This window comes from Pseudomonas sp. A6, assembly GCF_052367875.1.
GTDB classification, from domain to species: domain Bacteria; phylum Pseudomonadota; class Gammaproteobacteria; order Pseudomonadales; family Pseudomonadaceae; genus Pseudomonas; species Pseudomonas citronellolis.
Genome location: NZ_CP198970.1, coordinates 4,487,375 through 4,499,396 on the forward strand (window position 1 = coordinate 4,487,375; position 12,022 = coordinate 4,499,396).

Genomic DNA, 12,022 nt, shown 5'->3' on the forward strand with positions numbered 1-12,022 from the left:
CTTCAGGCGGTTTCGGGGGTGGCGGCGTGCGCCTGCGCTGCCGCGTGGGCGGCGGCGCGGCGGCCGGAATACACGCAGTCGGCGATGGACAGGCCCGACACGTAGAGGTTGGAAGCGATGCCCACGGCATTGCGCCCGGCGCTGTAGAGCCCGGCGATGGGCTGCCCGGCGGCGTCCAGCACGCGGCCGCTGCGCTCGCACACGCGCAGCCCGCCGAGGGTGATGGCCGGGCAGGGATACAGCTTGCTGTCGAAGGACAGGTCCAGCGCGTACCAGGGCCCGTCGTCGAGGTCGGCGAGCATCGCCGGCGACTTGCCGAAGGCGTCGGTGTGCTCGCCGCGCGCCGCCCGGCCGTATTCCTCCAGGGTCCGGCGCAGGTTCGCCGGCGGCATGCCCAGGGCCTGGGCCAGCTGTTCCGGGGTATCGCCACGGCGGCGGTTGAACAGCAGGTTGAGCAGTACCGGCAGGCGCTGGAACGACCACACCTTGCCCGGCCCGACCTGGCGCACGGACTCGTGCAGCAGGTTGCGGTCCAGCACCAGGATGGCGCGGCCGCCCTGCTCTTCCACCATGGCGTGGCCGAGCTTGGCGCCGTACACCTCCTCATTGCAGTAACGCTCGCCCTCGGCGTTGACGATCACCCCGCGGGCCCAGGCCAGCGGCGGGTTGATGAAGCGCCAGGCGCTGACCTTGTCCAGGTGCTGCGCGGCCGCGCCGACGCCCAGGCCCAGGCGGATGCCGCTGCCGTCGCAGCCCGGCGTGCCCAGGGGCAGCCCGGCCAGGTAGCGCGGCGCGTGCTCGGCGAGCATCGCGCGGTTGAAGATGAAGCCGCCGGCGCTGAGCAACACGCCCTTGCGCGCGCGCAGCAGGATCGGCTGAGCGTGGCGCTGCTCGATACGCCGCAGCGCGGCAGTCAGGCGCTCGGCCAGCGGCGGCGCGTAGGGGTGGATGGCCGTGGCCAGGCGCCCCAGCCAGGCATGGCGGCGCGCCGCGGCGCTGCCCGGCGGCAGGCGCCAGGCCTCGACGCCGACCACCGCGCCGCTGGCATCCTGCACCAAGCGGCGCACTTCGCATTGGCTGTAAAGCTCTACGCCCTTGGCCCGCGCCGCCGCGCGCAAGGCGCCGAACAGCGCGGCGCCGGACATGCCACGGCCCTTGGTGCGATGGCCGCGCGGCGCCGGCTTGGCCAGGCTGGCATAGGCCGGCACGGCTTCGTTGCCGGAGTAATAGAGGTAGTAGCGGTCGCTGGGGTAGGAGGTCTTCTGCGGCGGCACGCTGGCCTCGTAGCGCGCGCCCTGGCGCTCCAGCCAGGCCAGCTGCTCGACGCTGCGCTGGCAGAAGTCGCGCAGGGTCTCGGCCTGCACCGCGTCGCCGACCTCCTCGCGCAGGTAGCTGAACATGGCTTGAGCGTCGTCGGCATAGCCGGCCTGCCGCTGCTGCGGCGTACCGCCGCCGGCATAGACCACCCCGCCGCTGCGGGCCGTGGCGCCGCCGCCGGTGAAGCGGTCCAGGGCCAGCACCTGCAGGCCGCGCTCGCGCGCTTCCAGGGCGGCGCAGGCGCCGGCGCCGCCGAAGCCGACCACCAGCAGGTCGGTCTCGGCGTGCCACTGCGGCGGCGCGCCCTCGGCCAGGCGCAGCGGGGCGATCGGCTGGGTGGCGGCCATGCCGGTCAGCCCGCCGCCGCCACGCTCGGCGCCTGCACGGCGACGGCGGTGGTGTAGGTGCCGTTCACGTAGATCAGCGGGGTGATCCGCGGGCTGTGGCGGATCTCGCGGATACGCCCGATGAACACCGTGTGGGTGCCGTAGGCGAAGCGCCCGTCCTGCTCGCAGATCACGCTGGCCTGGGCGTCGGCCAGGTAGGGCACGCCGCATTCGGCGGCGCGCCAGTCGCCGCTGGCGAAGCGCCCCTCGCCCTTCACCGGGCCGCTGCACAGGTGCGACAGGTGCTCCTGCTCCTGGCCGAGGATGTTCACGCAGAAGTCGGCGCCGGCCTCCAGCACGCGGTGCAGCGAGGCGGTCTTGTTCACGCAGATCAGCAGCGACGGCGGCTCGGTGGACAGCGAATCCACCGCGGTGGCGGACATGGCGAAACGCTCGCGGCCATCGCGGGTGGTGATGATGGTCACCGACTTGGCCAGGCGGCGCATGGCCTGGAGCATGTCGGCTTTGAGTTCGTCCTGGTTCATCGCACGGGGCCTCGCTGTAGGCGTTGTTGTGCGATGGATTCTGTGGCCGCCCCGGTGGCCCAACATCGTCCGAGGGGACTAGGCGGCCCGGCGCCGCGGCATATGGTCCGTTTGTGGGATGCGGGCGCCGCGCGGGCGTTGCCAAATGCCCGCGAAGGCCCCTGCCGCCGAGCGCCGGGGACCGAGCACAGCCCCCGCGCGGGGCGATCACAGGAGAACAACAAGATGCTCGACCAGGAACTGATCCGCCAGCGCCTGCGCCAGCGCGCCCGCGAACTGGTGCCGGTGCTGCGCGAACGCGCCGCCGACGCCGCCCGCCAGGGCCGCCTGCCCGAGGAGACGCTGCGCGACTTCCACGACGCCGGCTTCTTCCGCATCCTCCAGCCGGCGCGCTGGGAAGGCTACGAACTGGAGCCGAAGGACTTCTTCGAGGTGCAGATGACCCTCGCCGAGGGCTGCATGTCCTCGGCCTGGGTGCTGGGCGTGGTGGCCATCCACAACTGGCAGCTGGCGCTGTTCGACGACCGCGCCGCGCAGGACGTGTGGGGCGCCGACTCCAGCGTGCTGATCTCTTCCTCCTACATGCCGGTGGGCAAGGTCACCCCGGTGCAGGGCGGCTTCCGCCTGTCCGGGCGCTGGGGCTTCTCCAGCGGCAGCCAGCATTGCCAGTGGGCCTTCCTCGGCGCCCTGGTACCGCCGAGCGAGCCGGGCGGCGCGCCGGACTACCGCACCTTCCTGGTGCCACGCAGCGACTACCAGGTGCTGGACAACTGGAACGTGATGGGCCTGGAGGCCACCGGCTCCCACGACGTGCTGGTGGAAGACGCCTTCGTCCCCGAGCACCGCACCCACCGCGCCCTCGACGGCTTCATGCAGAACAGCCCGGGCAACGCGGTGAACACGGCACCACTGTTCCGCCTGCCGTTCGGGCAGATCTTCGTGCGCGCGGTGTCGTCCTCGGCCATCGGCGCGCTGCAGGGCGCGGTGGACTGCTTCATCGAGCACAACCGCGCCCGCGTCGGCGTCAACGACGGCCGCAAGATGGGCCAGGACCCCGGCGCCCAGCAGGCCCTGGCCGATGCCATGGTCTGCGTCGACGAATGCCGCACCGTGCTGCTGCGCAACTTCGAAACCATGATGCAGCGCGCCCGCGACGGCCAGGGCCTGAGCATGCCCGAGCGGGTGAAGATGCGCTACGACTCGGCCCTGGTGGCGGACAAGTGCGCCCGCGCGGCCGGCGCGCTGATGTTCAACAGCGGCGCCTCGACGATCTTCCGCGAGCACCCGATCAACCGCGCCTTCCGCGACATCCACACCGGCCGCGCGCACGTCGCCAACAGCCCGGCGAAGTACGCCTGGAACCTCGGCGGCGTGAGCATGGGCGCGGACTCCACGGACTTCTTCCTCTGACGAAACGGCTTCGTAGGATCGGTTGAGCCCGCTGCCCCGGCGATGGGTATCGCTTCGCTCAACCCATCCTACGTTGTCCCCGATTCCGGCGTTTCGGCGTAGTCCGTTCGGGCGATTCCGCGGCGCCGGCGAACCCCGACCATGGCCTTCAGGCAGAGCCCGTCGGCCCGCCACACTGACAAGGGACGAACCCCATGAAATTCTCTCTGATCTACGAAGCGCAGACGCTGGACAGCACCCGCGAAGGCGACCGCCGCATCTTCGACGAGACCGTCGAACAGGCCGTGCTGGCCGACAAGCTGGGCTTCGACACCTTCTGGTGCGTGGAGCACACCGCGCTGACCAACTACTCGCACATGTCCGCCCCGGAGACCACGCTGGCCTTCGTCGCCGGCAAGACCGAGCGCATCGGCATCGGCCACGGCGTGGTCTGCCTGCCGCCGGCGATGAACCACCCGGTGAAGGTCGCCGAGCGCATCGCTACCCTCGACCTGCTGTCCCACGGCCGCGTGCACTTCGGCGTGGGCAAGGGCGGCACCCAGCAGGAGGCCGGCACCTTCGGCTACGACCTGGCCACCCTGCAGCCGCAGATCGACGAGGCCATGTACCTGATCCCGAAGATGTTCGTGCAGGACGAGATCGAGCATAACGGCGACTTCGTGAAGATCCCCAAGCGGCCGATCCACCCCAAGCCCTACCAGGACCCGCACCCGCCGATGTACCTGGCCTGCACCAACACCGAGTCGCTGAAGAACGCCGGCGGCCGCGGCATGGGCGCGCTGGTGCTGGGCTTCGGCGGCCCGGAGGAGATCGCCAAGAAGGTCGCCGTGTACCACGAGGCCTGGGACACCCGTGAGGCGAAGAACCAGGTCGGCTTCCGCCCCAACCGCCACATCGCCGCGCTGTGCCCGGCCATCGTCCTGGACGACAACGAGCAGGCCCGCGCCATCGGCATCCGCGGCCAGCGCTATTTCATGGAATCGCTGGCCTACTGGTACGCCGGCGGCGAGCGCCCGGACCCGGCCAAGTGGCAGGACGACACCTTCGTCGACGGCAACGGCCAGGCGGTGATCCGCTCGCGCTTCGCCTCCGAGGAAGTGACCGTGGACTTCTCCGACCCGAGCATGGCGATGATGAACCCCAACCACGCCTACGGCACGGTCAACGACTGCATCGGCTACGTGCAGCGGCTGATCGACGCCGGCGCCGACGAGATCCTGTTCATCTGCCAGATGGGCACGGTGCCGCAGTGGGCGCAGCTGGAAACGCTGAAGAACATCGGCGAGAAGGTCATCCCCTACTTCCGCAACAAGCAGCAGGCCGGCTGACCGCCAAGGGCATCGTTCCCCTTCGACGGGCCTCCATGAGGCCCGTCCTTCTTCCGGCGGCCTGCCATACTCTCCGGCATGACCCACGCCACCTTCCGCTTCTACGAAGAGCTAAACGACTTCCTCCCCGCCGACCGCCGCCGGCGCGAGTTCGCTTGCGCCTGCCCGCCGGCGGCCACGGTCAAGCACATGATCGAGGCCCTGGGCGTGCCGCACACCGAGGTCGAGCTGGTGCTGCTCAACGGCGAGTCGGTGGGCTTCGAGCGCACCCTGCTCGACGGCGACCGCGTGGCGGTGTACCCGGTGTTCGAGCGCCTGGACATCAGCCCGTTGCTGCGCGTGCGCGCCCGGCCGCTGCGGGTGCTGCGCTTCGTCGCCGACGCACACCTGGGCGGCCTGGCGGCGCTGCTGCGCATGAGCGGCTTCGACACCCTCTACCACAACGCCTTCGACGACGGCGAAATCGCCGAGATAGGCGCGCACCAGGGCCGCATCGTGCTCACCCGCGACCGCGAACTACTCAAGCGGCGGATCATCAGCCGTGGCTGCTACCTGCACGCGCGCAAGCCGAGGGAGCAACTGGGCGAACTCTTCGAACGGCTGGACCTGGCGCGCAGCGCGCGGCCGTTCAGCCTGTGCCTGCGCTGTAACCATCCCCTGCGCGAGCTGCCGGCCGAGCAGGCGCGGCCGAAGGTGCCGGCGAAAGTGGCCGAGCGGCATAGCCGCTTCCTGGCCTGCGACCAATGCCAGCGGGTGTTCTGGGAAGGCTCGCACTGGCGCAGCATGCAAGCGCTGCTGGAGCCGTTGTTGCAGGAATCGTAGGGCGTACAACCGTTCGCGGTTGTACGCCGTTTGACCTTGGCTGCCGGCCCACTCGATTCCGGGCTTGGCGTGACCCGGCATTCTCCCAGGCTCGACCATGGCGTAGCCGGTGAGATGGGTGTAACGGCGTATAACCGCGAACGGTTATACGCCCTACGGTTCCCGCGTTCGCGGGAATGACGAGGTATCAGGATGGTGCCTGTCCTCCTGACCACTCAGGACAGCCCCCTCTCCCTTCAGGGAGAGGGTTGGGGAGAGGGAACGGAGTCAAGCCAAAACACAGCAGCCACCGGGTAACCCCATTCGCCCCCAATCCCCTTCAAACCACCCTGGCCGGATGCTGCACCCGCGGCGCCCCCAGCTGCTCACGCCACGACGGCGGCTGGCGACCATCGGCCTCACAGATGCCATAACGCAACGCCAGCTCTGCACTGACCAGCGTCTGCCCGGACAGCTTCATCAGCTCAGGATCATCCAGCAACGCCTGGATGATCCGCCCATTGAACTGCGGCGTCTCGGCCATCGCCAGGAAGGCCTCGTACTGCTCGGCGCGGGCCTGGCCGGCGATGGCGGTGCGCTCGGTCAGTTGCGGGCCCAGCCACAGGGAGACCGTCGCCACCCGGCTGTGCTCGAAGTCGATGGCCATGTCCGCCGCCAGCTTGTCCACCCCGGCCTTCTGCGCGCCGTAGGCCGGGCCGTGCATGTAGCAGCCGGCGCCGAACGAGGAGACGAAGGCCACCAGCGCCCCGGGCGCCTTCAGCAGCAGCGGCGCGGCGTGGTAGCTGGCGACGTAGGCCGAACGCAGGCCGACGTCGAGGATGTCCACCAGGTCCAGCGGCTTCTCCCAGAACGGGCCCGGGTCGATCAGTTGCTCGTGGATGAAGGCCACGTTGTTCACCAGCAGGTCCAGGTGCCCCTGCTCGGCCTCGATGCGCTGGAACAGCGCGCGCACCTGGGCATCGTCGGCGTGGTCGCACTGCACGGCGATGCCCTTGCCGCCGGCCGCGTCGATGGCTTCGGCGGTCTCGTGGATGCTGCCGTGCATCACCTGGCCGCGCAGGGTGGCGCCGCCGGACTGCAGCGAGCGACCGCTGACGTAGACGGTCATGCCGGCGGCGCCGAGGGCCTCGGCGATGCCCTTGCCGACGCCACGGCTGGCGCCGGTGACCAGGGCGATGCGGGGAGTCTGATCAGGCATTGTGCTGTGCCTCCTTCTTGCTGGCGCGGGCCTGCCCGGCCCGCTGCTGGATGTGCTCGGCGGCGAGGAAGCCGAAGGTCATCGCCGGGCCGAGGGTGGAGCCGGCGCCGGGGTAGGTCGCGCCCATCACCGAGGCGGCGGAGTTGCCGATGGCGTAGAGGCCGTCGATGGCGCTGCCGTCCTCGCGCAGCACGCGGGCGTGCACGTCGGTGAGCAGGCCGCCCTTGGTGCCGATGTCGCCGGCGTCGACCTTCACCGCATAGAACGGCGCCTTGAGCAGCGGCGCCAGGCAGGGGTTGGGCAGCACGTGGGGGTCGCCGTAGTAGCGGTCGAACAGCGACTCGCCCTTGTGGAAGTCCGGGTCCTGGCCCAGCACCGCGTAGCGGTTGAAACGCTCCAGGGTGCGCGCAAGGCCCGCACCGTCCACGCCGATCAGCGCGGCCAGTTGCTCGATGCTGTCGGCCTTGTGGTAGTAACTGCGCAGGTGCTTCGGCACTCGGCTGTCGGGCTGCGCGTAGCCGGGCAGCAGCGCGCCGCAGGGGTATTTGCGGCGGAACTCGGCGTCGAACACCATCCAGCAGGGCACGCTGCGCGCAGCCTCGCTGTCATGGGCATACATGGCGTAGACGATGTCGGTATAGGGCGCGGCCTCGTTGACGAAGCGCTGGCCGGCGGAGTCCACCAGCACGCAGCCCGGCAGGGTGCGTTCGACGAACAGCGCGCGCTGCTTCTCCTCGCCCTCGACGCAGGTGGTCGGCGCCCACCAGCTGTGCCCCATCAGCGCGGTGGCCGCGCCCAGCACCTGGCCGGCGCGGATGCCATCGCCGCTGTTGTATGGCGGGGTGGCGCTCCATTGCGCCTGCGACGGTTGTGGGTGGTACTGGCTGCGCATCGCCTGGTTGCGCTCGAAGCCGCCGGCGGCGATCACCACGCCTTGCCTTGCGTGGATGCGCAAGGTGCGGCCCTCGCGCTGCAGCTCGGCGCCGACTACCCGGCCGCCCTCCTCCACCAGCGCCTGCAGCGAGGTGTCCAGCCACAGCGGCACCCGGCGGTCGAGCAGCGAACGGCGCAGCGCGGCGACAAGGGCGTTGCCCAGGGTGAGGAAACGGTCGCGCGGCGAACGCAGGCGCCCGCCCAGGTCGCGCCAGTAGCGCCAGAGGATGCGCAGGGTCAGGCCGACCCAGCCGGGGCCGCGGCACAGCAGCACCCGCGCTTCCTTCATGGTCATGCCGATGCGCCCCATCATCAGGGTGCCCGGCGAGGGCGCGCGCAGGCGGGCGAATTCGTCGCCCAGCTCGCGGGCGTCGAACGGCAGCGGGTCCATGGAGCGGAAGCCCGGCTTGCCGCCGGCCACCTCGGGGTAGTAGTCGGCGTATTCCGGCTGCGCCTCGAAGCGCACCCGGCTGTTGGCCTCCAGGTATTCGACCATGCGCCGGCCGTGCTCGACGTAGGCCTCGACGCGGCCGTCGTCCACTGCGTTCTGGCTGACCGTGCGGATGTAGCGCACCGCTTCCTGCGCCGAATCCTGGCCGCCGAGGGCGGCGATGCGGTGGTTGCAGGGTATCCAGATACCGCCGCCGGACACCGCCGAAGTGCCGCCGTAGCGGTCGCTCTTTTCCACCAGTAGCACGTCCAGGCCCAGGTCGCGGGCACGCAGCGCGGCGGTCATGCCGCCGGCGCCGCTGCCCACCACCAGGACGTCGCATTCATGGTCCCACTCGCGGCTCCGCTGGCCGCTCGCCCTTGCGTTCATGCGCTTTTCTCCGGGAGCTGGCGTGGGCCACGCCCACGCTCGAGCGCCGATTCTTCGCGCAGCCCGCGGGGCCGGTCATCGTCCGATGGGACTAGCGCCAGAGCGGCCCGCCCACGTCCCGCCGGCTTAGTCCCTTCGGACGATGTTGGCGCGGCCGGGTGACCACATAGTCAGCCCCGCCACCCTCCCGCCAACACAGTTCCCGGGCCTGGCCGGACGTGCCTGCCCGAGCAGAGGACGAGATGACAAGAATAAGAAACGCCTTCCAGCCGTTGCCCCTTGCCCTCGCGATCAGCGCCACCGGCCTGTTCCTGGCCGGCCAGGCGCAGGCGCTGTCGTACCAGCTCAACGATGACCTCAAGGTCAACTGGGACACCACCGTCAGCTACAGCCTGGCCTGGCGTACCGAGAAGCGTGCCCACGCGCTGTCCAACGGCGGCGCCAACCCGGCCATCGCCAACGGCGACGACGGCGACAACGCCTTCGACCGCGGCAGCCTCATCAACAACCGCGCCAGCTTCCTCACCGAGGCCGACTTCCGCTTCCGCGACGACTACGGCCTGTTCGTCCGCGCCACCGGCTTCTACGACGACGTCTACCACCGCGGCAACGACAACGACACCGGCACCTCAAACTGCTTCGCCGGCGGCCGCTGCTCCAAGCCCGACGAGTTCTCCGGCGACACCCGCGACCAGGCCGGCGACGACCTGCGCCTGCTCGACACCTACGCCTACGGCACCTGGAACCTGAGCGGCCACACCCTCAACGCGCGGGTGGGCAACCAGGTGGTGGCCTGGGGCGAGAGCCTGTTCAACGGCTTCGGCATCTCCGGGGCGATGAGCCCGGTGGACGCCACCAAGGCCAACACCCCGGGCATCGAGATCAAGGAGCTGTTCCTGCCGGTGGGCCAGGTGTTCGCCCAGTACGGCCTGACCGACGACCTCGGCCTGCAGCTGTACTACCAGTACCAGTGGAAGCGCAACGAGCTGACCCCGGTCGGGCACTTCTTCTCCACCACCGACTACATCGACGAGGGCGGCTTCAACGACTCCACCGGCCAGCAGCGCCGCCTGGGCGACGACACCCCCGGCAACGGCGGCCAGTACGGCGCGGCCCTGACCTACACGGTGGAGCAGCTGAACAACACCGAGTTCGGCCTGTACTACCTGCGCTTCAGCGACCACAGCCCGCAGCTGGACTTCCTCACCGACTGGAACACCGGCGCCTACCGCGCGCGCTTCTACGACGACATCCACCTGTACGGCGCCAGCTTCTCCAGCATGCTCGGCGACACCAACGTCAGCGGCGAGATCAGCTACCGCGACGGCCAGCCGGTGCTGGTCGACACCGGCCTGACGCCGCAACCGGTGCGCGCCAAGGTGGCCCAGGCGCTGGTGTCATTCATCCACTCCTACGGCACCCTGCCCTTCGCCGACAACACCACCCTCACCGGCGAGGTCGGCTACAACCGCGTGATGGACAACGACAAGACGCCCAGCTTCAACGTCTTCGTGCCCACCGCCGGCGGCATCGTGCCGATCACCACGCCCAACACCGACAAGCTCTACTACGACCGCTCCGCCTGGGGCTACACCCTCAGCGTGTCGCTGGACTACAACAACGTGTTCAACGGCTGGGACCTGAGCGTGCCGATCGTCTTCAGCCAGGCGGTCAACGGCAACTCGTCCATGCCCGGCAGCTTCGGCATGGGCGAAGGCGACGACCGCTTCGCCGTCGGCACCACCTGGCGCTACCTGAACAACTTCACCCTCGAAGCCCGCTACAACATGTTCCTCGGCAACCCGAGCGAAACCACGCTGGCGGACCGCGACAACCTTTCGCTCACCGCGAAATACAGCTTCTGACCCAGCCGGAGGAGCCAGACCATGAACCACAAACCCTATCTGCTACCCCTGCTGCTGTCCGCCGGGCTCGCCTGCCTGGGCGGCCAGGCGCAGGCCAAGGTCAGCCCTGAAGAGGCCGCGCGCCTCGGCCAGGACCTGACGCCCATGGGCGCCGAGAAAGCCGGCAACGCCGACGGCAGCATCCCCGCCTGGAGCGGCAAGTGGCGCGGCGCACCGCCACAGGTGAACTACACCCCGGGCGACCGCTACGCCGATCCCTATGCCGACGAGAAGCCGCTGTTCGTCATCACCGCGCAGAACATGGAGCAGTACGCCAGCCGCCTCACCGATGGCGAGCGCGCGCTGTTCAAGCGCTACCCGGCGACCTTCCGCATGCCCGTCTACCCCTCGCACCGCGACTTCCGCATGAACGAGAAGGTCGAGGCCAACATCAAGGCCAACGCCACCAGCGCCGAGCTGGTGGAAGGCGGCAACGCCGTGCGCAACGCCTTCGGCGCTTCGCCCTTCCCCATTCCCCAGAACGGCTACGAGCTGATGTGGAACCACGCCCTGCAGGCCCGCGCCAACAGCGAGGAGGCGGTGTACGACCAGGCGGTGATCTACTCCAACGGCAACCAGGCGCTGCAGACCGTGCACTACCAGATCCTCGCACCCTGGTGCGACCCCAAGGGCTCGCTGCAGAACTATGACGGCGGCATCATGAGCCACTTCATGATCACCACCTTGAAGCCGGTGCGTTCCAAGGGCGAGATCATCGGCGGCAACGAGTTCTTCGACCCGGTGGCCAGCCCGCGGCAGAGCTGGCAGTACCTGCCCGGCACGCGCCGGGTGCGCCGCGCGCCCACCGTCGGCTACGACACCCCGACCGGCGCCGGCGGCTTCCGCACCATCGACGAGGACCGCCTGTTCAACGGCGCCCCGGACCGCTACGAGTGGAAGCTGGTCGGCAAGAAGGAAATCTACATCCCGTACAACAACTACAAGCTCGACGACCCGAGCGTGAAGTACTCGCAGCTGCTCACGCCCAACCACATCAACCCGGACTACATGCGCTACGAGCTGCACCGCGTGTGGGTGGTGGAAGCGACCCTCAAGCCCGGCGCACGGCACATCTACGGCAAGCGCACGCTGTACCTCGACGAGGACAGCTGGTCTGCCGCCCTGGCCGACAACTACGACAACCGCGGCCAGCTGTGGCGCACCAACATGCAGACTTCGGTCTACGCCTACGACATCCAGGTCAACCAGGCGCGGGTCGCGCTGTTCCACGACCTGATCGCCGGCTCCTACCTGGCCGACCGCATGGCCAACGAGCAACAGCCGCCGCAACTGAACACCGCCAAGTACGACGACAACTACTTCACCGCCGCCAACATGCGTAAGCTCGGCCAGTAAGGCCACCCCGAAGCCCGCGCGGACAACCGCGCGGGCTTCGTCTTTTGCAGAAGGTCCTTTGTA

The 12,022-nt window shown here is 69.5% G+C and carries 9 protein-coding genes; 5 read left to right on the forward strand and 4 right to left on the reverse strand.

What is annotated here, in order from left to right; all coding sequences use genetic code 11:
* Positions 1-2: 2 nt before the first annotated feature.
* Positions 3-1,664, reverse strand: a complete 1,662-nt coding sequence (locus tag ACTWJ5_RS19735; protein ID WP_444436362.1) for an FAD-binding protein — start codon at positions 1,662-1,664, stop codon at positions 3-5.
* 5 nt (positions 1,665-1,669) lie between these two features.
* Positions 1,670-2,188, reverse strand: a complete 519-nt coding sequence (locus ACTWJ5_RS19740) for a flavin reductase family protein (RefSeq protein WP_444436363.1) — start codon at positions 2,186-2,188, stop codon at positions 1,670-1,672.
* Between the two features lie 225 nt (positions 2,189-2,413).
* On the opposite strand from ACTWJ5_RS19740, the gene ACTWJ5_RS19745 reads away from it, so the two are divergent.
* The 3 genes from ACTWJ5_RS19745 to ACTWJ5_RS19755 all read left to right on the forward strand — a co-directional run bounded on the left by ACTWJ5_RS19745 (position 2,414) and on the right by ACTWJ5_RS19755 (position 5,748).
* Entirely contained in the window at positions 2,414-3,598 is a 1,185-nt protein-coding gene (locus ACTWJ5_RS19745; protein ID WP_074981631.1) for an acyl-CoA dehydrogenase family protein, read from the forward strand.
* A gap of 194 nt (positions 3,599-3,792) precedes the next feature.
* Positions 3,793-4,926 (forward strand): LLM class flavin-dependent oxidoreductase, encoded by a 1,134-nt coding sequence (locus ACTWJ5_RS19750; protein ID WP_444436364.1) that lies wholly within the window; start codon positions 3,793-3,795, stop codon positions 4,924-4,926.
* Between the two features lie 78 nt (positions 4,927-5,004).
* The gene (locus tag ACTWJ5_RS19755) at positions 5,005-5,748 is read left to right on the forward strand and encodes a Mut7-C RNAse domain-containing protein (RefSeq protein ID WP_074981627.1); all 744 of its coding nucleotides are present in this window, start codon (positions 5,005-5,007) and stop codon (positions 5,746-5,748) included.
* Between the two features lie 319 nt (positions 5,749-6,067).
* Here the strand turns inward: ACTWJ5_RS19755 and ACTWJ5_RS19760 are convergent, their stop codons facing one another.
* Positions 6,068-6,946 carry an SDR family NAD(P)-dependent oxidoreductase gene (locus tag ACTWJ5_RS19760; protein ID WP_444436365.1) on the reverse strand — a complete coding sequence of 293 codons (879 nt, stop codon included), beginning with the start codon at positions 6,944-6,946 and terminating at the stop codon, positions 6,068-6,070.
* Positions 6,939-8,699 (reverse strand): FAD-dependent oxidoreductase, encoded by a 1,761-nt coding sequence (locus tag ACTWJ5_RS19765; protein WP_253407210.1) that lies wholly within the window; start codon positions 8,697-8,699, stop codon positions 6,939-6,941. Before ACTWJ5_RS19765 ends, ACTWJ5_RS19760 begins: the two co-directional genes overlap by 8 nt.
* A gap of 242 nt (positions 8,700-8,941) precedes the next feature.
* On the opposite strand from ACTWJ5_RS19765, the gene ACTWJ5_RS19770 reads away from it, so the two are divergent.
* Positions 8,942-10,564, forward strand: coding sequence for a DUF1302 domain-containing protein (locus ACTWJ5_RS19770; protein WP_083426794.1), 1,623 nt, complete (start codon positions 8,942-8,944; stop codon positions 10,562-10,564).
* 21 nt (positions 10,565-10,585) lie between these two features.
* Positions 10,586-11,959, forward strand: a complete 1,374-nt coding sequence (locus ACTWJ5_RS19775) for a DUF1329 domain-containing protein (protein ID WP_444436366.1) — start codon at positions 10,586-10,588, stop codon at positions 11,957-11,959.
* Positions 11,960-12,022: the final 63 nt, after the last annotated feature.